General features: G+C 57.3%; 24 protein-coding genes, 1 tRNA gene and 1 pseudogene. 15 read left to right on the top strand and 11 right to left on the bottom strand.

Features of this window, described 5'->3' with window-relative positions; all coding sequences use genetic code 11:
- Window positions 1-41: 41 nt before the first annotated feature.
- Window positions 42-320: pseudogene (locus GXX95_02695) on the bottom strand (helix-turn-helix transcriptional regulator).
- A 505-nt stretch (window positions 321-825) separates the two neighbouring features.
- A complete protein-coding gene (locus tag GXX95_02690; protein NLT37049.1) occupies window positions 826-1,728 on the bottom strand; it encodes a DMT family transporter in 903 nt (300 codons plus the stop codon).
- Between the two features lie 228 nt (window positions 1,729-1,956).
- On the opposite strand from GXX95_02690, the gene GXX95_02685 reads away from it, so the two are divergent.
- Both GXX95_02685 and GXX95_02680 read left to right on the top strand, forming a co-directional pair.
- Window positions 1,957-2,796, top strand: coding sequence for a universal stress protein (locus GXX95_02685; protein ID NLT37048.1), 840 nt, complete (start codon window positions 1,957-1,959; stop codon window positions 2,794-2,796).
- Window positions 2,797-3,114: 318 nt separating this feature from the next.
- Entirely contained in the window at window positions 3,115-4,383 is a 1,269-nt protein-coding gene (locus tag GXX95_02680; protein NLT37047.1) for an oligosaccharide flippase family protein, read from the top strand.
- On the opposite strand, the gene GXX95_02675 is transcribed toward GXX95_02680, so the two are convergent.
- A complete protein-coding gene (locus GXX95_02675; protein ID NLT37046.1) occupies window positions 4,380-5,411 on the bottom strand; it encodes a HAMP domain-containing histidine kinase in 1,032 nt (343 codons plus the stop codon). The genes GXX95_02680 and GXX95_02675 overlap by 4 nt on opposite strands.
- Window positions 5,412-5,506: 95 nt before the next feature.
- On the opposite strand from GXX95_02675, the gene GXX95_02670 reads away from it, so the two are divergent.
- From GXX95_02670 to GXX95_02655, 4 genes are all read left to right on the top strand, one after another.
- Entirely contained in the window at window positions 5,507-7,087 is a 1,581-nt protein-coding gene (locus GXX95_02670) for an aldehyde dehydrogenase family protein (protein NLT37045.1), read from the top strand.
- Between the two features lie 46 nt (window positions 7,088-7,133).
- Window positions 7,134-7,790 carry a hypothetical protein gene (locus GXX95_02665; protein ID NLT37044.1) on the top strand — a complete coding sequence of 219 codons (657 nt, stop codon included), beginning with the start codon at window positions 7,134-7,136 and terminating at the stop codon, window positions 7,788-7,790.
- 326 nt (window positions 7,791-8,116) lie between these two features.
- Window positions 8,117-9,040, top strand: a complete 924-nt coding sequence (locus GXX95_02660) for an ABC transporter ATP-binding protein (protein NLT37043.1) — start codon at window positions 8,117-8,119, stop codon at window positions 9,038-9,040.
- On the top strand, window positions 9,037-10,062 hold the full coding sequence (locus GXX95_02655; GenBank protein NLT37042.1) for an ABC transporter permease subunit: 1,026 nt from the start codon (window positions 9,037-9,039) through the stop codon (window positions 10,060-10,062). The genes GXX95_02660 and GXX95_02655 overlap by 4 nt, the downstream gene beginning before the upstream one ends.
- A 59-nt stretch (window positions 10,063-10,121) precedes the next feature.
- Here GXX95_02655 and GXX95_02650 read toward each other — a convergent pair whose 3' ends face one another.
- Both GXX95_02650 and GXX95_02645 read right to left on the bottom strand, forming a co-directional pair.
- A complete protein-coding gene (locus GXX95_02650) occupies window positions 10,122-11,237 on the bottom strand; it encodes an ABC transporter permease (protein ID NLT37041.1) in 1,116 nt (371 codons plus the stop codon).
- On the bottom strand, window positions 11,234-12,181 hold the full coding sequence (locus GXX95_02645) for an ABC transporter ATP-binding protein (GenBank protein NLT37040.1): 948 nt from the start codon (window positions 12,179-12,181) through the stop codon (window positions 11,234-11,236). The genes GXX95_02650 and GXX95_02645 overlap by 4 nt, the downstream gene beginning before the upstream one ends.
- 120 nt (window positions 12,182-12,301) lie before the next feature.
- Between GXX95_02645 and GXX95_02640 the strand changes: the two genes are divergently transcribed.
- On the top strand, window positions 12,302-13,030 hold the full coding sequence (locus GXX95_02640; GenBank protein ID NLT37039.1) for a HesA/MoeB/ThiF family protein: 729 nt from the start codon (window positions 12,302-12,304) through the stop codon (window positions 13,028-13,030).
- 3 nt (window positions 13,031-13,033) lie between these two features.
- Here the strand turns inward: GXX95_02640 and GXX95_02635 are convergent, their stop codons facing one another.
- The 4 genes from GXX95_02635 to GXX95_02620 form a co-directional block, all read right to left on the bottom strand.
- Window positions 13,034-13,402, bottom strand: a complete 369-nt coding sequence (locus GXX95_02635) for a PadR family transcriptional regulator (protein ID NLT37038.1) — start codon at window positions 13,400-13,402, stop codon at window positions 13,034-13,036.
- Between the two features lie 9 nt (window positions 13,403-13,411).
- A complete protein-coding gene (locus tag GXX95_02630; GenBank protein NLT37037.1) occupies window positions 13,412-14,125 on the bottom strand; it encodes a hypothetical protein in 714 nt (237 codons plus the stop codon).
- A gap of 106 nt (window positions 14,126-14,231) precedes the next feature.
- The gene (locus GXX95_02625; protein ID NLT37036.1) at window positions 14,232-14,735 is read right to left on the bottom strand and encodes a hypothetical protein; all 504 of its coding nucleotides are present in this window, start codon (window positions 14,733-14,735) and stop codon (window positions 14,232-14,234) included.
- Between the two features lies 1 nt (window position 14,736).
- Entirely contained in the window at window positions 14,737-15,552 is an 816-nt protein-coding gene (locus GXX95_02620) for an LEA type 2 family protein (GenBank protein NLT37035.1), read from the bottom strand.
- A gap of 144 nt (window positions 15,553-15,696) precedes the next feature.
- On the opposite strand from GXX95_02620, the gene GXX95_02615 reads away from it, so the two are divergent.
- From GXX95_02615 to GXX95_02595, 5 genes are all read left to right on the top strand, one after another.
- Window positions 15,697-15,978 carry a hypothetical protein gene (locus GXX95_02615; GenBank protein ID NLT37034.1) on the top strand — a complete coding sequence of 94 codons (282 nt, stop codon included), beginning with the start codon at window positions 15,697-15,699 and terminating at the stop codon, window positions 15,976-15,978.
- 44 nt (window positions 15,979-16,022) lie between these two features.
- Entirely contained in the window at window positions 16,023-16,520 is a 498-nt protein-coding gene (locus GXX95_02610; GenBank protein ID NLT37033.1) for an RNA-binding protein, read from the top strand.
- A gap of 40 nt (window positions 16,521-16,560) precedes the next feature.
- Window positions 16,561-17,541: a hypothetical protein gene (locus tag GXX95_02605; protein ID NLT37032.1), complete on the top strand. Its 981-nt coding sequence runs from the start codon at window positions 16,561-16,563 to the stop codon at window positions 17,539-17,541.
- Between the two features lie 132 nt (window positions 17,542-17,673).
- Complete coding sequence (sepF, locus tag GXX95_02600; GenBank protein NLT37031.1) at window positions 17,674-17,970, top strand: cell division protein SepF; 297 nt, start codon at window positions 17,674-17,676, stop codon at window positions 17,968-17,970.
- Between the two features lie 78 nt (window positions 17,971-18,048).
- Window positions 18,049-19,359, top strand: a complete 1,311-nt coding sequence (locus GXX95_02595; protein NLT37030.1) for an HD domain-containing protein — start codon at window positions 18,049-18,051, stop codon at window positions 19,357-19,359.
- Here the strand turns inward: GXX95_02595 and GXX95_02590 are convergent.
- Entirely contained in the window at window positions 19,356-22,229 is a 2,874-nt protein-coding gene (locus tag GXX95_02590) for an RNA-splicing ligase RtcB (protein NLT37029.1), read from the bottom strand. The two genes, GXX95_02595 and GXX95_02590, sit on opposite strands and share 4 nt — an antisense overlap.
- A 121-nt stretch (window positions 22,230-22,350) precedes the next feature.
- Between GXX95_02590 and GXX95_02585 the strand changes: the two genes are divergently transcribed.
- From GXX95_02585 to GXX95_02575, 3 genes are read left to right on the top strand one after another with little or no spacing between them, the layout of a single operon-like run.
- Entirely contained in the window at window positions 22,351-23,475 is a 1,125-nt protein-coding gene (locus tag GXX95_02585; GenBank protein NLT37028.1) for a hypothetical protein, read from the top strand.
- 52 nt (window positions 23,476-23,527) lie between these two features.
- Window positions 23,528-24,727 carry a DUF835 domain-containing protein gene (locus GXX95_02580; protein ID NLT37027.1) on the top strand — a complete coding sequence of 400 codons (1,200 nt, stop codon included), beginning with the start codon at window positions 23,528-23,530 and terminating at the stop codon, window positions 24,725-24,727.
- A 51-nt stretch (window positions 24,728-24,778) separates the two neighbouring features.
- Window positions 24,779-25,984: a DUF835 domain-containing protein gene (locus tag GXX95_02575; protein NLT37026.1), complete on the top strand. Its 1,206-nt coding sequence runs from the start codon at window positions 24,779-24,781 to the stop codon at window positions 25,982-25,984.
- 172 nt (window positions 25,985-26,156) lie between these two features.
- Here GXX95_02575 and GXX95_02570 read toward each other — a convergent pair.
- Window positions 26,157-26,229: transfer RNA gene (locus GXX95_02570), tRNA-His, on the bottom strand.
- Window positions 26,230-26,417: the final 188 nt, after the last annotated feature.

Here is a 26,417-nt window from a genome sequence, read left to right as displayed (position 1 = left end):
ATGTTGTAGTTGTAATCCTCTGTGGTGCCGTCGATCATCTCTATCTTTGCTTTGATCTTGTTCTTCTCGAAGGTGATCTGGGCGTTCTTCACGCGCGCTTTGTAAAGGTTTATCCTCTTTCCTGCCTGAGTGAGCTTTCTCTCGTCGCAGTAGATGAGACCGGCAGACTCGAGCAGATTGATCTTACGATAGCATGCAGCAATGGGAATACCAAGCTTCTCAGAAAGCTCGAACGCGCTCTTCGCCTTACCCATGGTGGCTAGCAGGATCTTCGCCGAATATTCTTCCGTCAAGAGCCTTGATGTCTCCAAAGCGTGCAACTAATTCACCTGATGGTTTAACCGTCTAGTGATATATATAAAATATCTCTATAGATTATCACTTTTGAATTGGTGATTCTATCACTGGCCAGTGGGTCATTATCGAAAAAGAAAGGACCTCTGCTCTCGATATCGGGATTCGGAATACGATCGGATATTCTCACCACCTTGACCTTTCATAAAGTGATAAATTTGTATTTAATTATCAAAATAAAAATAATGAACAGCTCTCAAGCGGGAGCTAGGCTCGTACAAAGGGAGCGGATGGTCTCTTCCCTTCCGTGAACGGTCGTTCTCCACCTTACATGGGGAAAGACGCCGCCAGAGAACGGTTTCAATTCGATATGTTGTTGTTTGTGGCGATAACGATATAAACAGCCAGCATGTTTTCTGGCGGAGGCTTCAAAATGGGCTGTGGAAAGTGCACAACTGACAAGAAGAAGGACGCCAAGGTAGAGAAGAAGAAGTAAGCTCTTCTTGACGCCCGACGTCCGAAACCCTTTCCCTACCTCTTATGAGTTACTGTTCTTGACACCGTGAATATCGCAAGGAACACCAGGGCCGCTCCCAGAACCGTCATGCTGTCCAAGGGCTCGCTGAGCAGCACGACCCCGAGGAGAACGGCGAAGGCAGATTCTGATAGCAGTACAGTGGCCGAGGTGGTCATGGACAACGACCCCAGGCCTATGGCCCACAGCAATGTCGGCACCGAAGTGCAGAACAAACCCACGAACAGCACTGCGGGGATGGACAGGGACCCGACCTCCCCCGTGCCGCCGATGAAGAAGCTGAGGATGAGGAGGAAGAAAGCGCTCAGGAGGTGGAAGGACATGACCCATTCATCGTTCCCCATCACCTTGACGGCGAACTTGGTAATCGGATAGTTGGCAGCGATGGAGAAGGATGCGATGAGCAGGAGCAGATATCCCCAAAAGACGCTGGACCCCAGAGAGCTGAGGTCCCAGCCGGTGGTGATGGTGATGAGCCCCAGCAAGCCCACCGCCACTCCCAACGCTTGCTTCCTTCCGATGACCTCACGAAAGATGATGGCGGATAAGGGGGCCACGAAGATCACGTTGCTTCCCACTATCAAGCCACCAATGGAGGCCGTAGAGAGGGTGAGCCCTATGTATTGGCAGGCTATCATAGCGGTAGCGAAGAGAGTACCCGCCCATACCTCCCAACGTTTGAATATGGACAGGTCCAGCCGCTTCCTTCTGTGGACCAGGAGCAGGGCCAGGATGCCACCGATCCCCATGGTGGCGGCGCCGAACAGGAGGGGATTGACCCCGCCCATGCCGTTCTTTATGACCACATATTGTGAGCCGTACAGGAGGCTAGCCACCAGGGACAGCATCAGTGCCGAGCGTGCGCTCCTCTCCTCAATGCTGAGCGTGGTGACCCTCATCTATTCACTTCCCAGAGCGGGAAGAACTCCTTCCCGCACATAGCCTTTCGCATTGCCTGAACACTGTTCTTGTATCGCCTATCGGACCCAAGGTGTTACCGACCCTCGGAAAGGAGGAACCACCCGTCGAGGATATCAACACTGCCTTTCGCCCCCGCCCACGCCCGTCAGGACCGGGTTTTCTTGGAAAAATATTTTGGGCTACAAAGGTCTTTACTATCCTTGGCCATGTTCGCGCGGATCGTCTTTCCTCTTGATTTCTCCGAGCCCTCCCTCAGGATGCTTGAATGCGCGAAAGAGCTGAGGGGCTTTGGTCTCAAGGAGGTTGTCCTGTGCCACGTTGCCTCCGAGGGTACATCCCTGACGTCAGATCAGAGGAAGACCCTGGATCGCGTAATGGAGAACATTCGCCAGGAAGGGTGCGAGGTCCGGGAAGTGGTGAGGGCGGGTGACCCCGTGGAGCAGGTCGTGAAAATCGCCGAATCCGAGGATGCATCCCTCATCGCCATGGCATCCAGCGGAAAGGGGAGAACGCAGGAGCTTCTCATCGGGTCCACATCGTTCGGGATCCTCCGCTCCACAACTCGGCCGGTGCTGATAAACAAGTTCCCCAGCATGGTGAGTGGACAGGGAAATGCAGGACCGCCGCTCATATTCCAGAAAGCGCTGGTCCCGATCGATTTCTCCTCTTGCACAGATATGTGTATGAAGATGCTTCCAGAGCTTTCCAGCCATGGCCTCAGGGAGGCGGTCCTCTTCCACGTCGTGGAGGGCGGTCGCTCCAACATCCAGGATGGGAAGCGTTTCCAGAAGGTACTGAACAAGGTGATGCTGGACCTGGACGAGATGAGGAGCAAGCTGGAGGGTCGGGGAGGCCGGGTGTCCACCCATGTTCACTTCGGCACGGTCCCGTACAACATCCTCGAGGCATCCAGGGAGCTTGATGCCTCCGTCATCATTCTCGGTGCCCACCGCAAGAGCATACTTCGAGAGATAACCCTGGGAGGCAATTCCGAGACCGTGGTGCGCAGGTCCACCATACCTCTGCTGGTAATTCCCTGCGATTGAGAAGCGAAGCACCATGCTGCTTCCCCGAGTAAGAAGACATCGGTCCATCATTAACGGTCCCCTAGGACCGTCCGACCTCTGCGCTGCTCGCGACCGTAAAGTCATTAGCTATTACCCGGATGTCTATCACAAAGGGTTGAAGCAGATCAAGATCTGAACCTTTCTTAATGGAGCAATTCACTGCATCTTCGCCTGTCCACGTACTATGGAACTACCGAGGCACGTAACTACGGCCCAAGGTAACCATTAAGATAGAGGTCGTCATGGCCTTCGTGACCGATGTTCGAAAGATCAGCTCGCTTTCTTGGCGCTGGAGGGATGGCCGGTGCGGCGTTCATCATGCTCATCGCCACCGTTGCCGGAGGTGGATGCAACTTCATCTACCAGGTTATGATGGCGAACCTGATCCCCGATGACCTGGCAGAGCTGAACACACTGCTGGCCATCCTCTACATCGTCACCGTCCCTGCGTCGGCCGTCCAGAACGTGCTAATTCGTTATGTCTCCAAGTACAACGCATTGGAAAAACCGGAGGTGATCTCCTGGCTGATGAAGAGGATATTCATATTGACAACATCGGCGGGTGTTGCGCTCGCCATAGTCATAGTGCTGGTACTGAGCATCCCTGAGGTCGCATCCACGTTGAAGATCTCCTCGAACTTGGGGGTACTCCTTCTGGGCATTGCGGTCCTCTTCGCCATGCTGTCGCCTGTAGGGCAGGGCCCCCTGCAGGCCTTCCAACGCTTCGTGGCCTTCGGCACTCTGACCGTAGGTAACTTCGTCCTGAAGCTCACGATGGGCGTGGGCCTGGTCATTCTGGGCTACGGTGTGGCGGGGGGCATCGGCGGGGTGCTCATCGGGCTGGCCTTCGCAAGCGGGCTATCCTTGTTCATGGTCAGGAAGTACCTCCTGCGCAAGGGTACGCCGACGGACAGCGGGGAGATCTGGTGGTACACGGTCCCCGCCACCGTCGCCCAGCTGTGCTTCACCATCCTAACTATGGTGGACGTCATCTTCGCCACCAGCCTTCTGCCCAAGGACCAGGCCAGCTACTACGCTGCCGCGTCCTCCCTGGCAAAGATAATCCTCTTCCTGCCGGGAGCGGTCTCCACGGTGATGTTCCCCAAGATCTCCCGGGCGCACGCGGTGAAGGGCGAGACCTCCCGAATCCTGACCACGGCCTTCTTCATGACCCTGGCCCTCTCCGGACTGGTGGTGGCCGTGTATTTCCTACTGCCTGACTTCATCCTCAGCATCCTCATACCTGCCAACCCGTACAGGGAACTCATCGCTCCGCTGCTGCAGGGGCTGGGTATCGCATACCTCCTGCTGGGGCTCGCCAACCTGTTCATGCTTTACGGTCTAGCCACCGATGGCCATGCCTACGTGACCATTTTGGGGATGTCGGTCATCGTCCTGATGGCAATGATATTCGCAGTGGTTGCGAGCGGCATCACCTTCACCCCCATGATCCTGGTCCTGGTGATGGTGGCCACGGGAATGTTCATCGTGGTGCTGAGCGCCATCTACCTGATAATCGTGGAGAGGGAGTGGCGGCCGATGAAGAAGAACGGCTCTTCCAGCTAGGCCTTGGGCAGTGCCACCACGAACACGCTGCCCTTCGTGTGGTCTCCGGGTACAGCGTCCTCCACCCAGATCCTGCCTCCCTGCCTATCCGTGAGAATCTTGGCCAGAGATAGGCTTATGCCGCTTCCCCTGATCTTCTTCTCCTTGTTGAGGCAGTGGAATCGCAGGAACAGGAACTCCTTCTTATCGTCCGGTATGCCCCGTCCATTGTCCATGAAACGGACATTCCAATACTGACCTCCGTCCTGGACCGAGATGGAGATGACCGGCCGCTCGGAGTAGGCGACACCGTTGTTCAGGATGATCCGGAAGGTCTCCGTGAACTGCTCCTCCACCATCACCTTATGAACTCCCATCGGAACATCGTTCCTTATCTCCACGGGTTTGGCCTTTGCCGAGGTCTGGACCGCGGTGATGGCCTTGCCGATGGCGGTCCCCAGGTCCATGGGAATGACCATGCTCCGGGGGGCGGTCTCCATCTGCCGAATGTTACGGGTATTGTCGATCAAATGATTCAGGGTCTCCACCTGGCGGATGGAGGTGTCCACATACTTCTGTATCTTCTCCCGGGGGAGGTCCTGGCCCTGCATCATCTGAAGGTAACCGTAGATGGCGGTGAGGTAGTTGGGCGCATCGTGGGTGAAGAGTTCATGGTATACCTCAAGTCGGTCGTCCCTGGAACGGATGACCTCCTCCTGGGCAGCAGCGACCTGGTACAGGCGAACGTAGTCCTTCACCCCGCACGAGCCCTCAGTGGCGAGGCACACCAGGGTGCTGCCGTCGCTCAGGTCCAGCATCACTGCCGCGGGGGTCTTGCCATCGGGAGGAACCTCATACAGCTTCTGGCTACCGTCACCCTTGCGTTCAGTTTGCGGGAGTAGGCCCCCATTACGGGACACCCAGGCCTCCCCTTCGCGGTTAGCCCTGACGACCTGGTGGACGCTGCTGAGAACAAACACGGGGAACTTGGCCTCCGCGAAAGCCCTGGTCCACAGATCCCCACTCCCATCAGATGCTGGCATGTTCATCGGATCCAATCCCGCGAACGATGGCCTCAAATCATATACCTATCGATGCCAACAACCTTTATAGATACTGAGCGACCCTGTTAAGAACGAGGTGTATGACCTACAAGAACGAGAACACCCTCCATCGTCTGGAGTCTCAGGGCAACGGCGAATGTTTCCACACATCCTATGAGAGGGAGGTGGAGAGACTATTGGACGAGGTCAAGGAGTCTCCGTTAAATCATCCGGACCACATCGATGGCAAGGAGAGACTTTCCGCCCATCGCTTTCGGGACGTCAGCCCCGGGGACGAGCGCCTCCTCGTGGGGGTCTTCCAGAGAGGGCACTCCGGTGATGTCAACGATGCCGTGAGGGCCTCCCGTAACGCCTTTCCCATGTGGTCGAAGATGGACTGGGCGGAGCGGATGCGATTCTTCACGGAGGCCGCTGACATCATGAGGAGGAGGAAGTACGAGCTCGCGGCGGCCATCTCCCTGGATAACGGGAAGAACCGCTATGAGGCCGTGGCGGACGTGGACGAGGCCATCGATTTCATCAATTATTACTGCTCGGAGATGCGGCGGAACAATGGTTTCGAAAGGATGGGGGACCCCCCGTATCCCGAAGAGGAGGTCAGGGTGCTGCTGAGGCCGTACGGCGTGTGGGCTGTCATATGTCCCTTCAACTTCCCCCTGGCCATCACCACGGGGATGACCGTGGCCGCCCTTCTCACTGGGAACACCGCGGTGTTGAAACCATCCTCCTCCGCGCCCCTGCCCGTGCACCTGCTCTACGATGTCCTGGACCAGGCCGGTCTCCCCGACGGGGTGCTGAACCTGGTGTCCGGCTACGGCACCGAGGTGGGGGATCCTCTGGCCAACCATCCGACCATAGACGGCGTGGCTTTCACCGGGTCTATTCAGGTGGGGCAGGAGATCATGAGGTCGGCCCCGCTGGGCAGGCCGAGGCCGGTCATAGCGGAGCTGGGAAGCAAGAACCCGATCATCGTCTCCCTCTCCGCAGACCTGGAGAAGGCAGCTCAGGGTGTGACCTCCTCTGCCTTCGGTTTCTCGGGCCAGAAATGCTCGGCTTGTTCTCGGCTATACGTCCACGAGGCGGTCTTCGACGAGTTCATGCTGATGATGGTGGAGATGGCGGAAAACCTAACGGTTGGGTCTCCCTTCGAGAGGGAAACATCGATCGGCCCGCTCATAACGAAGACGTCGATGGACAACTATCTACGTTGGACGAGGAAAGCCTCGCGGGACGGCAAGGTCCTGACGGGGGGAAGCCGCGACAGGACTGGAGCGCTGACCCATGGGTACTATGCCCGGCCGACCATAGTCACCGGCCTGCCTGATGCCCATGAACTGATGCAAAAGGAGTTGTTCGCACCCTTGCTGTGCGCCCAGCCCTGCTCTTCCCTATCAGAGGCTGTGCTGAAGTCAAACTCCACCGAGTTCGGGTTGACCGCAGGACTGTTCTCCCGGGACCAAACGGAGATATCCGAGTTCCTTGAGGGGATCGAGTTCGGCGTGGTCTACGTGAACAGGGAACGGGGCGGGTCCACCGGGGCCATGGTGGGAGGGCAGGCCTTCGCCGGGTGGAAGGTATCAGGGTCCACTGGCAAGGGGACAGGTTCGATCCACTACCTTCCTCAGTTCATGCGTGAACAGAGCCGGACGGTCTGCCGTTGATCGCGGACAGCGGCAGCCTCCATGCTCTCTGGGACGAGGTGGCTCGATGACCGAGGATTTTTATGGAAAAGGCAGTATACCTCTCTCGATGCAGGGCCTCGAGGAGCTGGTAGGGTTGGAGCTTATCAGCTCGGACGCCAGGGCCATTGGCACGGTGGAGGGCGTGTCCATAGACGTATCGGAATGGTATGTGAGGGCCATCAGGGTGGGGCTGCGGCGCGGCACCGAGAAGCTGATCGGTCGCCAGACGAGGTTCTTCATGCTGGACAAGGTCCTGATCAACACTGTTAATCTCGGACGGGTCTCGGACGCGGTGATGATGAAGCAACCCCTGGCGGCACTGAAGGAACAGGTGATGCCCGAGGATGAGAGGATGATGCCCGCCGGTGCGTTCATAGGGATGAGGGTGATGTGTGACGACGCTGTCCTTCTGGGACATGTCGACAACATATTGATCGACACCAGCGATGGGTGGCGCATCCCTTTCATACAGGTCAAGCTTTCCAGGGAGGCAAAGGGCCTGTGGGAAAAGGGCAGCGACAAGGCGGCCCCCCCACTGGTGAACGTCACGACCGGGTCGATAAGGGCCGTGGGGGACATGGTGATCCTGTCGCTCACCGTCAACCAGGTCCGCGAGGGGAGCGAGAGGGAAATCAGCGATGCTTTGAACACGGGGGGTGCTGAGGGAAGGTCCGTCCATTGACCAATTAGGGATAGATGCCGCTCGCCGATCGGTCCGCAGCACCAGGCCTATCCTTCCTACACGCTACCTTGCCCCCGCCCACTTCTCGAACTGTCGATATCTCAGGACAATCCTTTTCTATCCCTTTCTTCCATCTAACCGGGCATGCGGGACCAGGGGCAGGATCGATGGATGTGGGGAGGCCGTGAACTGCTCCACGAAGCAGGTGCGATCCGGACGAGTTTGATGAATGAGGCGGACTTGCTAGAAGGTCCCTGCACCAAATGCACCAGGATGATGAAGATGCCGTTCCAGCAGCAGGCCGGGTACGAGATGGAGGATGTTTTATGATCGAGCTGCAGGACCTCACCCGACGGTTCAACGGCAATGTGGCGGTGGACTCACTAAATCTCACGATCGAGGATGGCAAGGTCTTCGGCTTCATCGGCCCCAATGGCGCCGGGAAGACCACCACCATAAGGATGATCACCACCCTCATATCCCCTACCAGCGGGACCGTTCTGGTCAATGGCCTCGATGCGTCCAAACCTTCGGAGGCACTGCAGATACGGTCCCAGGTCGGGCTGCTACCGGAGATCCCTGGTCTATACGAGGCCCTCTCCGCCTACAAGAACCTGGATTTCTTTGCCGCTCTCTATGGTGTGCCCATCGACCGCCGGAAGGTCCGGATAAGGGAGCTATTGGAGATGCTGGAGATATGGGACCGCCGCGATGATATCGTGGGGAAGTTCTCCAAGGGCATGAAGCAGAAGATCGCCATAGCCAGGGCCCTGGTCCATGAACCTGAGCTGCTGTTCCTGGACGAACCCACGTCCGGTCTGGACCCCGAGGCCGCCCTCACCGTTCGCAACTTCCTCCTGGAGCTGAAGAAGGAGGGCAGGACCATATTCCTGAACACCCACAACCTCGATGATGCGGAACGCTTGTGCGATACCGTGGGAGTGATGAGGACCCGCCTACTGGCGAAAGGATCGCCATCGGAGCTGTCCCGGCAGTTCTGGGGGCGAACCACCGTGGTGCAGTTGCACAACATCAGCCCCTACATGATCAGCGGCTTACGGAGCTTGAGCGGAGTGACCAATGTCGTTCAGGAGGGGGACCATCTAATGATAGATGTCACCGATCCCGCCTCCGTGAACCCTGACATCGTGAGGGAGCTGGTCCATCAGGGCGGTCAGGTGCAGTCGGTAAACGAGCTCAAGCGCAGCCTCGAGGACGTGTACCTTAGGCTCCTGGGAGGTGGAAAATGAGGCTGGACAAGTTGTGGGTGGTGGCAAAGAAGGACCTTGCCGAGTTCCGCACCAACAAGTATGTGATGTACTCCATACTCCTCATGCCCCTGCTGCTGGCGACCGTTCTTCCGGTGATATACCTCAGCGCCTTCGTGATGATGCCACCGGCCACCCAGGCTCTTGACGTTGGTAACGAGGGCATATCCATGCAGATCATGGACCAGGTAGTGGTGAACGGCACCTACGAGGACACGTCCTTCATACGCTGCGAGCTCCGCGACGTGGTGGCGAGCAACTGCCGATTTGAGGCCTCGAACCTCACCAATTGCCTGGTGCGGGACTCTTTCGTCGGCAACTCCACACTTAATGGTTCAGCTCTGTTCCATTCCAATTTCCAAGGTTTGACGACATCAGGTTCCACGATCAGCGGGTCGGTCGATGTCAGCGGGGTCAACGAGGACATCGAGTTCCTGAAGCAGTTCATCAGCTTCCTGCTCATCTTCTTCATCATGATCCCGGTGGTGCTGCCTACGGTCATGGCCTCCTACTCCTTCGTGGGCGAGAAGCTCAACCGGAGCCTGGAGCCTCTCCTGGCCACCCCCACGACCGATTCCGAGCTGCTTCTGGGTAAGGCCGCAGCCATATTCATACCCTGCATGCTGGCGACCTGGCTCTCGTTCATACCTTTCACCATCATAGTGGATTTCATGGTCTCCGGCATCCTGGGCTATGCTCCTCTACCGGACCTGGTGTGGCTCATAGGTGTCTTCATCATCGCGCCACTGTTCTGCATCATGAGCATCTGCCTGAACGTGATCATATCATCTAAGGTGAACGACGTCCGGGCATCCCAGCAGCTGGGATCTTTGGTGGTCCTTCCCCTGGTGGTGTTCTTCATCGTCGCCCTGGCAGGAGTGTTCACGCTCGGACCTGAAATAATGTTGCTGCTGTCGGGGGCGGTGCTCCTGGTGGACCTCGCCATCATCTACTTCAGTCTCAAGGTATTCCAGAGGGAGTCCATCTTGGTGCGCTGGAAGTAAGTCCCTCGGGGCTCTTCGAAGAACTCGGGGAGCCCTTCAAGGGACCTCGGCGAATCTGCTCACTCCTGCTTCCATGTGGATATCGCGGCGCCTACCACCATGAACACCACCGTCAGCATGGCCACGATCAGCAGGTTGTTGATGGCGCCGGCGGTGTTGGCGTATATCATAGAATCCCTGAGCCCGTTGTTCACATAGGTCAGGGGCATGACCTTGGCGATCGCTGCCAGGTACGAGGGCATCGACTCCAGAGGAAAGAAGCTCCCCGACAGGAACATCATGGGGAAGGTGATGGCTCCAGCCGCCGCCCCCGCCGTCTCCTCGTCCTTAACGAACCGGGCGATGATAAGGCCCAAGGCCGAGAATAAAGCGCTGGCCAGAGTGATGATCCCTATCGATATGGGATCCAATGTGAGATGGACGTCGAACGCCAGGATCCCTACCGCGAGGATGATGACCACCGACATGAACACGGTCGCGATCTGCCATATGATCAGGGACACCAGCCAATCCATCTGGGTGATGGGCGTGGTGGCCAGTTTCTTGAAGATGCCGTTCTGCCGGTAACGGGTCTGCAAGCCTACCATCCAGTTGACCGTTGATGTCAATGCGGTGAGGCCTATGACCCCGGGCAGGAAGAAGTCGATGAAGTTGTATTGCGCAGTATTGGATATTCCCATAATGGCGGTGCTTACGACGATGGACCCTCCTGCCAGCTCCAGGTTGATGCTCTGAGAGACCGAGTTCAGGATCTGAGCCACCGTTCCAGCGGAGGAACTGGAATTATCGATCCTCAGCAACAACGTGGAATTCTGCCGTTCGGGTTCCGGTAGGAATGACGAGCTGAAACCTTGAGGTATCGTCAGGAAGGACGCTATGGAGTTATCTTTGATGTATCGGTCCGCATCGATATCCGGGTCTACCTCATTTATTATGAGCACGCCGGTCTTGTTGAGCGCCTGCACGAACTCCTCGGAGATCGGCGAGCCGTCGAGGTCCTGGACATAGAGGCTGTACTTGGTGTTGCCGGTGCCGCTGAAGATGGCCCCGAACAGGAGGATCAGAAGGACAGGGAACGCCACTGTCCAGAACACCGATCCTGGACTCCGGAAGAACATCTTGATCTGGGCGACGAGGTTGATCATCACCTTGCTGGACATCAGCCTGCCGCTCATTTCTTGCCCCTCCCCTTCTTCTTCACTTCCTCCCCGTTCTCCAGCCTCTTGCCGGTGAGGGTCAGGAACACGTCCTCCAGGGTCGATCGTCTCAACATTATCTCCTCGTAGTGAACATCGCCCTCATGGAGGCGCATTATCGCCTCTGGGAGCACATCCTTGGAGTCCACGTTCACCACGATGTCGTTACCTTTGCGCTCCACCTTGCTGGAGAGGCCTTGCAGCTTTTCTAGGGCGGAACCGTCCCCGCCCCGAACGACCATAGTGGTACCAGTGCCGTAACGATCGATTATGTCGTTGGGGCTGCCCATGGTGATGAACTTGCCCCTGTCGATGATGCCCACCCGGTCAGATAGCACCTCGGCCTCCTCCATGTAATGGGTGGTCAGGATGATGGTCTTGCCGTTGGACTTGAGGTCCTTGATGACCTCCCATACCTCCCTCCGGGCTACAGGGTCCAGGCCGGTGGTGGGCTCGTCCAGGAAAATGATATCGGGATCGTTCACCATGGAGATGGCGACCCCCACCCGCTGCTTCAACCCCCCGGATAGGTTCTTGAAGTAGACGTCCCTCTTTTCGCCCAGGTTAACTATCTCGATGAGGTCATCGGCGGGTAGCTGGTGCTTGAACATCCCTCCGAAGTATTCGATGTTCTCCTTGACGGTCAGTAGGTCGAAGGCGTTGAAGTCCTGAGGCAGCACCCCGATGCGCTTCTTGATGTCCCGGACCTTCCTCTCGATATCCATTCCCAGGATCGTGACGTCCCCATCGGTCTTGGTCCGTAGGCACTCCATGATCTCAACGGTGGTGGTCTTTCCCGCCCCGTTCGGGCCCAGCATGGAGAAGACCTCCCCCCGGAAGACCTCAAAATCAATGTGGTCCACGGCGGTGAGGTCGCCATATCGCTTCACAAGACCCTGCACTGTGATGACGCTCTCGACCATTTTTTCCCGAGATATGAAAGAAACCGGACATATAATAAGGCTGACCTGTGGATGATATCCATTGACATCTACTATTTTTTTAAATATATAATCTTCTTATGTAACTAAGGGCGGTGGAGGATGTCGAGAGAGCGATATAGCAGACAGATTGCCCTACCGGGTTTTGGCGAGAGGGCTCAAGAACAATTGACGGACAGCGCTGTGGGGATAATGGGCGTGGGGGGGCTGGGCAGTCCCGCCGCTTACTATCTGGCTGCGGCCGGAGTGGGCCACCTGATCCTCGCCGACTATCAGAAACCGGATATCACCAACCTCAACCGCCAGATACTCCACTGGACCGAGGACATCGGCCAGCGCTCCAAGCCGGCATCGGCCGCATGGAAGCTGAAGAGGTTCAACCCGGATATTATGGTCGAGGTGAGGGAGGAGGAGGTCAGCTCCCTCAACATCGGGAAGGTCTTTGAGGGCGTCGACGTGGTCCTGGACTGCCTGGACAGCTTCGCCCCCCGCTACATCCTTAACGATCACTCCCTGAGCAAAGGTGTACCCTTCGTACATGCAGCTGTGGAAGGCCTCCACGGGCAGATCACGGTGATCGAGCCCGGCCTTACACCATGCTTGAGATGCCTGGTACCCCATCCGCCCCCTAAGAAAGATCAAATCCCAATCCTTGGGGCGACCGCCGGGGTGTTCGGTAGCCTGCAGGCGGCGGAGGCAGTGAAGCTCATAACCGGCGCAGGCAAACCCCTGTTATCCAAGCTCCTCGTGGGAGATCTACAGTACAATAGCTGGGAGATGATAGACATCTCCCGCTCTCGGCAATGCCCGGCCTGCGGAAAGAAGAAGTGAACCTCACTCGTCCAGTGGCTGATAGTCGAGAAGGCCCTGCAGGCTCCGGATACCGTTCTGGGTGTGCAGGACGGCATCGGCGAGAACATCCTCCCCCGCGGACGTCAGGCGGTAGACCCTCTTGCGACCGTCCACCTCTTGGATGATGAGGCCCAATGACTGCAGCTCTCCGAGAGCTGGATAGACCGAGCCGGGGCTGGGCTTCCAGGTGCGGTCCGACAGACGGTATATCTCCTTCATGAGGGCGTACCCATGCATCGGCCGTACGGACACCAGCTTAAGGATGGCCAGTTTCAAGAAGCCGGAGTGAAAGGTGGTTAGATTGAAGGTCTCCTTGAGCCCCTTGTTGCATGGCGTCCCAAGGTTAGCCAATCCCAGCCCTCACAGGAAATAGAACCTCATGCCGTTCTGCGCACAAAGGCTGGCCATGGCCTCCATACGCTCCACCACGCCACCGTACCTGCGGGCGGGGCCCTTGCCCTCCACCTCCAGCTTCTCCTTGAGGACCTTGCACTCCCTCACCAGCTCCGCGGCGTCCTGCGCCGAGAGCTTCTCCCGGGTCCTGGCCAGCTCTGGCACTCTGGCGACGATGGAGCAGTCGTACTTCTTGGCGATTTCAGGCAGCTGGGAGTTCTCCGGGCCGAAGGAGCCGATGCATCCGCGGCCCTTGTCCCAGGACATCACGCACTTGCCGCAGATCACGTTGGTCTCGTCCAGAGGGATGGTGTCCCATTGTGTCAGGAGATTATCGGGTCCGGCCTTCTTGGTGGCTTCGCCCGCCTGGGCCTGGGGCATCTTCGATAGAACGAGCCAGCCCGAATACTCTTTCCTGGCGACAGGACGCAGCTTCGCCACGTCCTCCTCCTTCTTGACCTTGTCTAGGAGGAAGCTTTCCCTCTCCCCGTCCAGGCGGTTCCTCTTGAGGAACCCTTCCCAGTCCGGGCCGAAGACCTTCTTGGCGTCCTCGCTCGCCACCACCTCATCGTAATCAGCGAATGCCTCCAAGCCCTGCACCGAGTCCAAGCGAGCCTTTACGACGGTCTCCTTTCCGATCTTGCATAGAGAGTTCACGCTGTCCAGCTCACAAATTGCCATGCTGATACCCATAATGGTTCCCCGATTTGGGGCATTAGCTCCGGGATGCTATTTATGGGTTCCCTTGCACGATGACCTAAACGGTGACCCTCCTAGGATCATACTCTCAGGGGACGATCTGAGACCCGAGCACCGGAGCGACGTTCTTGGAGCCTAGCCATTCGCGACGGTAAGAGAGCATCTCCACGAAGTAGTACACGCCTTTCAAGGCCGCGGCCAGTATGAACAGCAGTACCAGCCCGGTGAAGTTGAGGGTCACCCCGAACTGCTCGAACTCCAGGATGAGGTTGCCCCCCATGGTCACCATCCATATCCAGAGGCAGATCAGGACGGTGATGATGGCCCCGAAGGTGAAGCGGGAGATCGAGCCCTTGGGGTAGAACCCACGGAAGAAGCTGAGGATGGTTATGGGGATGCCCAATATGAGAAGGACGTACTTGATGTCCTCCAGTCTAAGCTGCTCCGCCACCTCTCCCCCTCCATTATTTATCAGAAGGGAGGTGGCGCTCATCAATATCAGCAGTGGAAATATCAGGTACTTCACGGCCGAGATGATGGATGCCGCAATACCCTTTCCGACATTGCCTTCATTCAAAGAGAACTCGTTCATATCAACCCGCCCAGACAATCGCGGCCTCTTGGTGCATGGTGGCGCCCTCGAAGTCCAGGTCCATCAGCAGGCGGAGCTCTTCGGGATGCTCCATGAACCATATGGCGGCCTCTTGGGGTATCGCCAGTGTGATAAGCCCGTTATTGTTCTGCCCTATCGCCACGGTGTTCACGGCCGTACTCATCACCCCTGTGCTGTTGACCAGCTGTGAATGTATGTCCAGGGTCCGTCCTTGAATAAGCTCGGAAGCACTGAAGGTGTAAGGAACGGACATGTCGTAGTTGGAGCCGTTGGCAACGACCTGCACATTGTTGGTGTCCACGTTGTAGTTGCTTATCAGGGGGTCCCAATCCATGCTCTCCTCAATGTTGACCGTCGCCTTGACAAGGCTCAGGGAGTAACCAGCCTCCACCCCCAGCTTCATCAGGAGCTCCGTGCTATTGAAGACCATGTCCTTCAGGGCCTCATCGGAGATGGAGTCCAGGTCCATGCTCAGGGCGAGGTTCACCCGGGTGGTACCACCGGTGGGAATGTCCACCGGCTGGGACCTCTGGTCCGTTAACACCAGGTCCCCGTTGCTCAATTTAAGCATGAGCGTCAGGTCGTCGATGCTGAAGTAGCCGTAGTTGGTGACGTCGATGGGCAGGGACATGGTGATCTTGTCGCCTTCCATGATGGGTTCGTTCTCCTGGTCATCGGGGATGCTGACACTGAGGTCCCCGGTGGCCAGGGGGAGGATGCTAAGCACTATGATGGCTACGATGATCAGGTCGACCGCGATGATGGCCGATCTGACCGCCCAAAGGCTCCAACGCATGATGGTGCGTACCCTTCAGGTATTTTCATCTTTGCGACATTAGGGACACGATTTGAGAATGATCAGTAGGTCATGATATCGACATCGTCAAGGTAGACCAGTAATTTTATATCGGCGCTCAGGATAGGAACGTCGGGTTAAGAGATGGTATCAGATAAATTAGAGGTCGAATGTCCGGTATGCGATCACAAGGTACCTTCGGATGCGACCCAGTGCCCCAACTGCGGGGCGGAGTTCTCCTTCTCCGGCGTGGAGGAGCTGCAGAAGGTCGCCCAGGATATCAATGTGCAGGAGGCCGAGGCAGTGGTCACTGCGACCGAGGAGGTCGTAGACCCGGTGCCTGTAGCCACTTCTTCTCCAGAATCGGCCGGGGAGGAGAAACGCAAAGATAGCCTGTTAGGTAAGTTTTTCAAGAAGAAGCGGTAGGGCGGCTTGAAAAGGTTATTACCTGGTAGGGGAATGAGCGCCCGATGAGCGATATCAGGATCAGGAAACGCCATCGTCTTCGGGAGAAGGAGATAAAGGTCTTAGACGAGGAGCTCCGCTCCCGCCTAGGTGTTGACGTGTTCGTCCCCGGGGAGGCGGTAGATAGGGCGGAAAGCACCGAGTTCGATGTCCTGTTCATCGACAACCAAGTCCAAGGGATGATCTACCAAGGAAAGGTATTCTTGACGGTAAGAGGGCTTTTGAAGCATCCCGCTCCCAAGGCCTACGTGGTCGTGGACATGGGAGCGGTCCCCTTCGTCACCAAGGGCGCGGACGTCATGGGGCCGGGTATCGTCGACGCAGATCCCGCCATCGTCCCAGGGGACATAGTATGGATCAAGGACGTAAAGAACGGCCGTCCGCTGGCGATCGGCGAGGCGCTCATATCCGGAGAGGAGATGAGGACGCGTTCCCCGGGCAAGGTCATTAAAAGCATACACCATGTCGCTGATAAGCTATGGAAGGTCGATGAGGACCAGTGATGACCCCTTGGATTAATACCCGCCCCTGCGATATGGTGATATGAAGGCGAATCATGCCGACGAGGGGTGGCTGAAGAAGGACCCGATGGTGGACTTCCTGATGGCCGTCGACTCCGGCATGAGCGGCAAGGGGCGGGAGAAACGCATGAAGAGGATGCTCGCCCTCCCTGAGGTCCGCGCCCTCGTGTACGACGTCTCGACCTATCCCTGGCCTCCGATCAATAGCCATCGCAGCGCCCACCACCCGCTGCACAAGCTCTCCTTCCTGGCAGAGCTGGGAGCGAGCGGCGAGGAGCTGGGTGTGGAGGAGGCCTTGGACCGCATCATCGCCTCGGTGGATGAGGAGGGCGTGCCCCGGCTCCCCATGGTCATAACACCCCAGCACGGCGGTACCGGCAAGGAGACCCTCGCCTGGGCTCTGTGCGACGCTCCCACCCTGGTCTACTCTGCCATCAAGCTAGGCAGAGGGGACGATGCTGACATCCAATCGGCCACTCGTCAGTTGACCTCCCTCGCCAGCCCCAACGGGTACCGCTGCGTGACCTCATCGTCGCTGGGAGGCTTCCGAGGCCCTGGCCGGAAGGAGGACCCCTGCCCGTACGCCACCCTGCTGATGTTGAAACTCCTGTCCTTGGTCTTCCCCGCATCGGAGGAAACGGGGAGGGCGAGGGAATGCCTCCTGGACCTGTGGGAGCACAGCCGTACCAAGCATCCCTACATATTCCACATGGGAACAGACTTCCGGAAGCTGAAGTACCCACTGGTGTGGTATGACATAATGCACGTGGCCGAGGTACTGGCCCGCTCCGACCGATCTCGCGACGACCCTCGCCTCCAGGACATGGTCAAAGTGATCGCCGCGCAGGGCGATGAGGACGGCCGGTACACTCCGGGTTCGGTGTGGTTGCCTTGGAAGGATTGGGACTTCGGGCAGAAGAAGGCGCCTTCCCGGATCCTGACCTACGCTGTGCACCGCATATTATCCAGATATGATAGTCTTGATATTTCGGACGGTGTGTGAAAAAGATATATAGGCACCCGCTTATTCCTAAAAAGTAGGGATGCCATGCCTTTGCTAGGTAGAAGGAATTTTATTACGAAGAAGGAGGACGTTCAAACCGTGGAGACGGACCAGTACATCGACCTAGGGGCCATGTACTTCGAGGAGGAGGCCGCCACGGCCGGAAAGGGAATGGTCAAGCTCGCGGAGATCTATCGTTATGAGGACCTTTCCGATCTTACCCAGCCTGTATATGACGGGAACGTGCTGATACTTGATTATGCCAACATCGCCAACGACACCGACACGCTCAGAAGGATCACCAGCGAGCTAAAGGCGGTCGCCAGGGACACCAATGGGGATGTTGCGGCCATCGGGCACGATCTCATCGTGGTGACGCCTAGGGGTTACAAGATCGACCGTAACAAGATCCGCGGTGGATTCAAGTAGTCGCCCCTTCTTTCCATCCTTTGTCCCCCTTGACTGGTCGGGCCAAGGATTATTATATTTCTGGTCGTTTTATAGTTCGTGCCTGGTTCCAAGATAATCCATGATTGCGTGCATGGCAGCGTTAAGGTCGAGGGCCTTATCCTGGAACTGCTGGAGAGGCCGGAGATGCAACGCCTCCATGGGGTTCATCAGCTTGGCCTGGCACATTACGTGTTCCCGGGGGCCAACCACACGCGCCTGGAGCACTCCTTAGGCACCTACCACATGGCCCATCTCATGAGCCAATCCCTCCAGCTACCTGATGACGAAAGGAGGACCCTGCTGGTGGCCGCGCTCCTTCACGATATCGGACATCCCCCTTTCTCGCACACTCTGGAGGAGGTCCTGCAGGACCGCATCGGCAAGGACCATATGGACGTGACCACGGACATAATCCGGGGAAGGGCGCGGTTGATGAAGGACAATGTGGCCGAGGTCCTCGGCCCCCTGGAGCCCATCAGCGAGGTCCTGGAGGAGAACGATGTCAACGTGGAAGAGGTGTGCGAGCTGATAGCCTCATCCAGGAAGGACCTGCGTTCGGGGCAGACCCTTCTGGTGGAGGAAGGGCAGGCCCATTTCGGGACCAAGCGGTACCTGGGGCAGATGATCTCGGGGCCTCTGGACGTGGACCAGATGGACTACCTCAAGAGGGACGCCTACTACACCGGAGTGGCCCATGGCACCATAGATGTGGACCGTCTCCTGCAGACGGTGGCGCTGTTCCACGGGGACCTGGTCATCAACAAGGGAGGCCTGGTGGCGGCCGAGGGCCTGATGGTGGCCAGGGCCTTGATGTACACCTCGGTGTACTACCACAAGACCGCGCGCATAGCAGAGCAGATGCTATGCAAGTCGGTGGAGAACTCTCCCTCCGAGCTGCTGGTGGACCTGCATCTGGAGACCGACTGCTCGCTGGCATCCCTCCTGCGCTCCTGTCCCGGACCTACCTCGGTCCTCATGACCAAGCTCGACTACCGGCGTCTGTACAAGAGGGCGCTGATGCTTCCCATATCCTCACTCTCCGATGATAGGCTGGACCTGCTCATCGATCTCTCTGAGTACCGGAAACGGAAGGTCAAGGAAAAGGAGATCGCGTCGCGGGCCGGGGTGCCTGAAACCGCCGTCCTGTTGGATATCCCCGACCGTTCCCTTCTCCTATCCGAACTTCGCATCGGCAAGACCGACGTGCCCATTTTGGATGGTGACAGGGTGAGACCGCTCTCACGTTACAGCCCCTTGGCCAAGGCCATCCAAGCAAGAGGGGTCCATGACTGGGCGGTGATGGTCTCCACCCTCCCGGAGCACCGCGAGGAAGTGGAGAGGGCCACCATGAAGGTACTGTTCGACTAGCCCTTCATGACCCCGATGGGGGTGAGCTTGGCCACCTTCTGGGACAGGTCGGCACCGGCGACCACGTCGATCACGGACTCGATGTTCTTATAGGCCTCGGGCGCCTCCTCAAGGATCCCGTCCTTCGTGGCGGACTTGAGGAAAATGCCCTTGCCAGCAAGATCGTCCTTGATCCCCTGGACCGTGAACTTGCGCAACGCTTCGTTCCGCGACATGACCCTTCCGGCCCCGTGGCAGGTGGAACCGAACGCCTCTTCCATGACCCGGTCCGTGCCCACCAGCACGTAGCTGCCGTGGCCCATGTCCCCGGGGATCAGCACTGGCTGCCCCACCGAGCGATACTGCTGAGGTATCTCGGGATGGTCGCGGGGGAAGGCCCGGGTGGCGCCCTTGCGGTGCACATAGACCTTTCTTCTCTTCCCTTCCACGTTGTGCTCCTCGAGCTTGGCGATGTTGTGAGCCACATCGTACACCTGGTGCATCCCCATGCTCTCAGCCTCACGCTTGAAGTGCTCCTCGAAGGACTCTCGGATCCAATGGAGTATCATCTGGCGGTTGGCCCAGGCATAGTTGGCCCCGCAGGACATGGCCTGGAAATAGTCCTGCCCCTCCTTGGACTGTACCGGGGCGCAGGCCAGCTGCCGGTCAGGAAGTACGAGGTTGCTCTGCTTGATGGACCGCTCCATCACCTGGAGGTAATCGGTGGCTATCTGGTGCCCACAGCCGCGAGAGCCGCAATGGACCATCACCGTCACCTGCCCTTCTCGCAGACCGAAGGCCTCAGCTGCCTCCTGGTCGAATATCTTCTCCACCACGTCCACCTCCAGGAAGTGGTTCCCCGAGCCCAGGGAGCCTACCTGGGGGATCCCCCTCTGCTTGGCCTTGGAGCTGACCTTGGTGGGGTCCGCGGTCCTCATGCGGCCCCCTTCCTCCGTGCTCTGCAGGTCCTCATCCCAGCCGTAACCGCTCTCGACGGCCCATTCCGCCCCCAGAAGGAGGATATCCTCTATCTGCGAGGACACCACGTCGACGATGCCCTTGGAACCCACCCCGGCGGGGACGTTCTTGAAGAGCGTGCCGATAAGGTCCTTGATGCCCGGGCGAACGTCCTTCTCCTCCAGATCGGTGCGCACCAGGCGGACGCCGCAGTTAGAGACTATCAAACCGTTGGCAATGAAATTATGGGTCTCTGGAACCGTGAGATCGTAGACCTGACCCTCGTACGGGACACTCTCCTTAGAGATGATTTCGTCATAGAGGAAACCAGTTGATTCTATCTGCTTAAGCTCTCTATCAAGGAACTCCTCGAAAGAGACGAAGTCCAGCGTTATGCGCTGTCCTGCATCCTCAGAGTAGTGCCTTTCAATGAAGCGCGTGTTGATGTCATCGCACTTAAGGAGCTCCTGCACCTCCTTCAGCTTCAGCCCCCTCTCCTTCAGGTCCTTGGTCCTCTTAGCGGCCGCGACCCTTCTCGCGTGGAGCTCTTTCTTGAGGAGGATGTATCTGGTAGCGATCTCCGCTATCCTGCTCTTCCTTCCGGAGTACTCGTAACCGATAGTCCGATAAAGTTTTACCAAGTTCTCTTCTTCCGAACTAATCAGGAGCCTGAGCCTGGAAGTGCTTCCATGCTTGTTGAAATGCTCTTTCCGCTCGCTGATCTTGGTCGTCTCTATGCCCAGCTCCTGAAGCAGATGCATGAGATCGATGAAGAACCACCTTGCCGCCTCCAAGTGATCATCGTTCTTGTTTTGGGCGATGATCGGGCAGTAAAAACCATTTTTAGTATTGGTGCGAGGAGCTGTGAGTTCGGCACCGAAGAGGCCTGACAGGAATGCCCTTTTTATTGCGGGCGTTGCCGCCATTATCCAATCAGGAACCCTGTGGTCGGAGACGGTCTTCACCCCGACGGGCATCCCCCTCTCTTTAAGCAATCGTGAGAAATCCGCTGAGTGTATGTGAAGTTCATAGTTGGTCGAGCTGAACTCGACCAGACCATACTGTGTTGGTATGTGATGATCCCTCTTTCTCTGATAGATCTTGGAGCTGTAGCCGAGCTCATGGAGGTCTTTCTGCATCCTCTCCAGATCCGCTAGCTCACCGTAGGCACAACTTCGGATCCTTTTCCCCGTCGTATGTAGAGAGCCATCGCCCAGGAGGTAGCCTAAGATCTTGGCTAGAATGATCTCCCGCCTATCTGCTGAAGGGTCAAGCTCTACCCCCTGAAAGTAGGTCACCGCCACTCTGTCCCCTCTGCTCAAGGACCCTGTTTCCCTCATCCCCATGCTTGTGAGCACGGGGTGGTCCTCTGAGCACAGAAGCTCGAGGCCCGTCCTAGTCTTGATCCTGCAGACCTTCTTGTCGCTGGCCTTTTTCATGAAGGCGGAAGGCCTCTTCTCGATGAGGCCAGCACCATGCGTCTTTATCCATGTCTTCCCACCCTGAATGCCCAGCGAGTATTCGCTCGCCTGGATGATCGTCCTGAACTCCTGCTCAAAGTCCTCTATCCGCATCCATCCGCCAAGGTCAGTGCTGATCCTTGAGCCCTCGCAGAGGCAGTTTATATCGAAACCTATTCCGCCCGGAGAGATCACTCCCTCCTCGGCGTCCATTGCCGCCACCCCACCGATGGGGAAGCCGTAGCCCCAGTGGATGTCAGGCATGGCCAGGGAGTTGCCGACGATACCCGGCAAGAAGGCCACGTTGGCGGCCTGCTCGGGGGCGTTGTCCTCTCTCAGACTGGGCACCATCTTCTCGCTGGCATAGATTATGGCGTCGGTCCTCATCCCGCTCTTGTACTCCCTCGGAATCTTCCAGCGATAGTCGTCCACCTTCTCCAGCGGTCCGTTGTAGCCCATAGTGCTCTCCATCATTGTCTATGGGAAACTATGATATAATCCCTTCCAGAAACGCCATCTTAGCACCGTTAGGCCTCCTGGGCGGAAGATTATTAATCCCCGTTACATTTTCACCTGGCATCTGGGGTCGAAGACATTGTCATCAACCACTGCCGAGGGGGACCCGACCGGGGACGCCCGCGTCCATAGATACGAGGATGGGGACGAGAACAGGATCGTACCCTTCCTGGAGAAGTATATGGGATGGCCCTCCGTGATATCCTCGGTCCCCCATCTGGACCACTGGCGGTGGAAGTTCCTCGGAAACCCCCTGGGGTTCCACCTGGTATGCGTGGCCGAACGCAACGGCGAGATGATATCGCACTCAGCATCGCTTCCCACACGAATGAAGGTCGGTCAGGGGATAGTGATCGCCTCCCAGGGAGTGGACCTGGTGACCGATCCCGCCTTCCGTGGCCATGGTCTGATCGGACAGACCATGAAGTGCCGCAACAAGATAAAGGACGATCATTCCGTAGCACTGGACTTCGGATTTCCCAACCACGCGGCGTACCAGCTGAGCCTTGTGAAGCAGGGGTTCCAGGACCTTAACATCACCATGCTGCAGCACCGCTACATCGTCGACTCCGAGCTGTTCTTCAGCAAGGTACGCTTCGGCTCCATAAAGAAGCTGGGCTACGGCTCCATGGAGGCTGTCAGGAGGTCGTTGAGCAGGCCCGTGGACCTGGGGGAGGGCATAGTGGTGGAGGAGGCAACGACCATAGGGGCGGAGTTCGATCGCCTCCATGAGAGCGCGAGCAGGGACTTCGACATGATGATCGTCAGGGACAGCGGTCACCTGGCCTGGCGTTATGGGGACCCTCGTGCCGGCCGCTTCATTATACGTATCATACGCAGCGACGGTGATCTGGCAGGCTACATGGTGCACAAGGAGGAGGAGCGTGACGGTACGCGATTCCTGAACATTGTGGACTATCTCATGGATCCCCAATATTCCCACCTCCACTCCAGGCTAATCTCCGACTGCAAGTCCCTTGCCCAGGACCTAAAAATAGAGACCATCCTCTGCTGCCTTCCCCAAGGACATCCCTATGAGAAGAGCCTCTCCGAGGCCGGTTTCCGATCCGAGGTCCGGTACACGGGGGAGCGACCAATGAGCGTGATCGCCCTGGAAAGGGGCGGAGGCCACGCCCTAATGGACATCATGAAGAAAAAGGACCTGAGGGCCCACATAATGCTCGGGGACACCGACTGGGTATGAGCTCAAGATATTGTCCTAGATGATATTATAAAGGAAAAAGAAGTGCCTATGGATGGTATCTGGCGTGCTAGGGTTCGATTCGGTGGTGCTCGGGACCACAGGGGTCCTGTTCTTGTCTCTGGGTATCTACGTGCTCTCCAAGAACCATCGGCAGAAGTCCTCCGTGTACTTCGCCATAGCCGCCTTCTCCCTCGCGGCGATCACATTGCTGGAGGTGCTGATAGAGAACACCTCGCAGGCCGATGTTATAAACCTGGCCATCCGCCTGCACGCACTGGCGAGCATGATGTGCTTCGGTACCATGCTCGCGCTCTCCTTGGAACTGGACACCAGCATGGACGCCACCAGGAGGATGAACGGGCGCAGGGCCATACTCGTGGGCGTGTCCACCGCCGGCGTTATCATCGCACTTATGATGGATGGGAGGCCGCAGAGCTGGTCCGGGTTCGGAACCACCGGCGGCCTGAGCGTGATGGTCCTTATATCATCGATCTCCCTTCTCGCCGGTGCATCCATAAAGAGCTATTTCCAGGCGAGGGCCTCCTCCACTGACGAGACCTTTCGATCCCAGTGCGTGATCCTGTCCGGCGGGCTAATCATCACCCTCGCGGGTGTGGAATCGATATACATGGGGCTTGGCCTGGGAGGCCTGATAACGTTTTCTGCCATATGCTTTCTGGCCACTGAAGGCGTCCTCATACACCTGGTGGTCGTCCACAAGTTGTTCCAGCTTCCCGATATGGATGGCCGGGGCATGCAGGCCGATGGCGACATCATCGATCCTGCGCTCACCGGTTCCACTCTGCTCATCGAAAGCAAGGACACCAGACCGGCGTACGAGATGTTCATCCAGGAGCTATCCAAAGGTAAGGAGGGGATGATCGTGACCCGGACCCATCCCGACCAGGTGCGGGAAACGTACGAGATCGGAAGCTCCCGCACCTTGTGGCTGTGCAGCCAACCGGGTGCGGACAGGGTGGACCCCCTAGGCCTCTCCATTCTTCAGAACATCCTCCTGGAGCATATGAGGGACAACAAGAACGGCGTCATACTGTTGGAGGGCGTGGAATACCTGGTCTCGGAGAACAGCATCGACAAGGTGCTGCGCCTTATATACACCCTCAGGGACGCCGCGGTCATTTCCGGGGCGAAACTGATAATGCCCCTGGACACGAGCACGCTGTCGATAAAGGACCAGGCCTTGATCGAGAGGGAGTTCACCGTAATGACTGGTTTCTCCGTTTCAGATTAGTATCATTGGATGCGTTAATTTTTTTACATAGATGAATATATTGACGCGTTCATGGTAGACCCAGCCTTAACTTATTCACTGATCCCCCTATCGATAGGGCTAGTGTGTCTGTGTCTAGGCGTCTACGTTCTAACAAAAAAAGGTGACCAGCGCATCTCCCAGGCGTACATGATATCCATGTGCATGGTCCTCATGAACTGTGCTGCCCTGTTCCTTCTCGCTAATGCCCCGGATGCGCAGTCGGCCCAATCCTTCGGCCGGGTGATGTACTTCACTGGTGTACTCGTCTTCGTCTCCTTCCTGTACCTGGCCCTGGACTTGGTGTTCGATACAAAAAAGCAGCGCTTACTGGAGAAGAGGTATCACTCCTATGCGATCATCTTGGTCATGGCGTTGACATCTGCCATCATCGCCGGTCCCTTCGCATCGGGAACCTTCGGCTACTGGCCCGAGCCCAGCTACTCGCTCTTGGCATGGCTGGTGATGCTGGGGGTCCTGGCGGTGATCCCCCTGGTGATGGTCCTCGGTCTTAACAACAGGTCAGATGACAACATCATACAGCAGAGGGCTTCGGTGGTCACACTGGGGACCATTGTTCCGTTCCTCCTCGTATGCTTCGATATGTTCATGGTATGGTCCGGCATCGAGATAGTTCACCTAACTCCCCTGGGCATGCTGTTGTCAGCATTACTGTTCGCCTTCGAGATACGCTCCAACCCCCGCAGCCTCTCCAAGCCCTTGGAAACCATGGACGAGAGCGAACCGACAAAGGAGGTAAATATCAAGCTGGTCCCGGGACGCTGCGATCTGGTCAAGAGCAAGAAGGTGGACCTATCATACCGCATGTTCGTTTCGGAGATCGCTGCAGGCAATAAAGGTCTCCTCATCACCAGGGTGCATCCTGATCAGATCAGGGAGAAGTACGGTCTCGTTAAGACACCGATAATGTGGCTGTCGGGACAGCCGGGCCCCGATCGCCTGGACCCGGCCTCACTCTCCATCGTACAGCACACCATGATCGACTTCCTCCAGAAGAGCCCCCAGTCCGTCATACTGCTGGACGGACTGGAGTACCTGGCCACGGAGAACCAGGTGGACAAGGTCCTGAGGCTCATCTACTCGGTGCATGATGCAGTGGTGATCACAGGCTCCAAGCTCATAGTGCCTATCGATCCCAACATTATGTCCACCAAGGACATGGCTTTCTTCGAGAGGGAGTTCTTCGTCATCGAGGATGCCTTACCCAAAATGGAATGATCTCTGAGATGGAGACCACCAAATTTCTGAGGGGGTCGAGATTATGGATGATGGAGTCCAAAGCGGACAAGGCCTCAGATCTATCCTCCCGACCAAGACACAGTTCCAACAGGTGTTAGAATTTGACCCCGAAGCGGTCTAGCCGTTCGAAGATCTTCAGAACAATGTAGGGGGCCGGGTCCGAGATTTGAACTCGAGTCTAGGGATCCACAGTCCCACAGGATGCCAGGCTACCCCAACCCGGCCATAATGGCATCTCCTCAATGCCTTAATCTAATTAAATCTTTCTTTGAGATTGTATGGTGCGGAACATTTTAAGACCATGGTGGAGAGCGTGAGCAACAGAGTGGGCCGTCCAATGGAGTGCATCTAGACCCGTGGGCGGCCTTCGCCCTGTTATCTCGTCGGATCACATCCTCGGGTCAACGAGAGA

This window comes from Methanomassiliicoccus sp. (assembly GCA_012719175.1).
In the GTDB taxonomy this organism is placed as follows: Archaea; Thermoplasmatota; Thermoplasmata; order Methanomassiliicoccales; family Methanomassiliicoccaceae; genus UBA6.
The sequence above is the reverse complement of the archived record's forward strand: the minus strand, read 5'-3'. Positions and strand labels throughout refer to the sequence as shown.

Coding starts and splice junctions, on each gene's coding strand:
- GXX95_02690 (NLT37049.1), bottom strand. CDS start 1,728: ATGAGGGTCACCACGCTCAGCATTGAGGAGAGGAGCGCACGCTCGGCA.
- GXX95_02685 (NLT37048.1), top strand. CDS start 1,957: ATGTTCGCGCGGATCGTCTTTCCTCTTGATTTCTCCGAGCCCTCCCTC.
- GXX95_02680 (NLT37047.1), top strand. CDS start 3,115: ATGGCCGGTGCGGCGTTCATCATGCTCATCGCCACCGTTGCCGGAGGT.
- GXX95_02675 (NLT37046.1), bottom strand. CDS start 5,411: ATGAACATGCCAGCATCTGATGGGAGTGGGGATCTGTGGACCAGGGCT.
- GXX95_02670 (NLT37045.1), top strand. CDS start 5,507: ATGACCTACAAGAACGAGAACACCCTCCATCGTCTGGAGTCTCAGGGC.
- GXX95_02665 (NLT37044.1), top strand. CDS start 7,134: ATGACCGAGGATTTTTATGGAAAAGGCAGTATACCTCTCTCGATGCAG.
- GXX95_02660 (NLT37043.1), top strand. CDS start 8,117: ATGATCGAGCTGCAGGACCTCACCCGACGGTTCAACGGCAATGTGGCG.
- GXX95_02655 (NLT37042.1), top strand. CDS start 9,037: ATGAGGCTGGACAAGTTGTGGGTGGTGGCAAAGAAGGACCTTGCCGAG.
- GXX95_02650 (NLT37041.1), bottom strand. CDS start 11,237: ATGAGCGGCAGGCTGATGTCCAGCAAGGTGATGATCAACCTCGTCGCC.
- GXX95_02645 (NLT37040.1), bottom strand. CDS start 12,181: ATGGTCGAGAGCGTCATCACAGTGCAGGGTCTTGTGAAGCGATATGGC.
- GXX95_02640 (NLT37039.1), top strand. CDS start 12,302: ATGTCGAGAGAGCGATATAGCAGACAGATTGCCCTACCGGGTTTTGGC.
- GXX95_02630 (NLT37037.1), bottom strand. CDS start 14,125: ATGGCAATTTGTGAGCTGGACAGCGTGAACTCTCTATGCAAGATCGGA.
- GXX95_02625 (NLT37036.1), bottom strand. CDS start 14,735: ATGAACGAGTTCTCTTTGAATGAAGGCAATGTCGGAAAGGGTATTGCG.
- GXX95_02620 (NLT37035.1), bottom strand. CDS start 15,552: ATGCGTTGGAGCCTTTGGGCGGTCAGATCGGCCATCATCGCGGTCGAC.
- GXX95_02615 (NLT37034.1), top strand. CDS start 15,697: ATGGTATCAGATAAATTAGAGGTCGAATGTCCGGTATGCGATCACAAG.
- GXX95_02610 (NLT37033.1), top strand. CDS start 16,023: ATGAGCGATATCAGGATCAGGAAACGCCATCGTCTTCGGGAGAAGGAG.
- GXX95_02605 (NLT37032.1), top strand. CDS start 16,561: ATGAAGGCGAATCATGCCGACGAGGGGTGGCTGAAGAAGGACCCGATG.
- sepF (NLT37031.1), top strand. CDS start 17,674: ATGTACTTCGAGGAGGAGGCCGCCACGGCCGGAAAGGGAATGGTCAAG.
- GXX95_02590 (NLT37029.1), bottom strand. CDS start 22,229: ATGATGGAGAGCACTATGGGCTACAACGGACCGCTGGAGAAGGTGGAC.
- GXX95_02580 (NLT37027.1), top strand. CDS start 23,528: ATGGTATCTGGCGTGCTAGGGTTCGATTCGGTGGTGCTCGGGACCACA.
- GXX95_02575 (NLT37026.1), top strand. CDS start 24,779: ATGGTAGACCCAGCCTTAACTTATTCACTGATCCCCCTATCGATAGGG.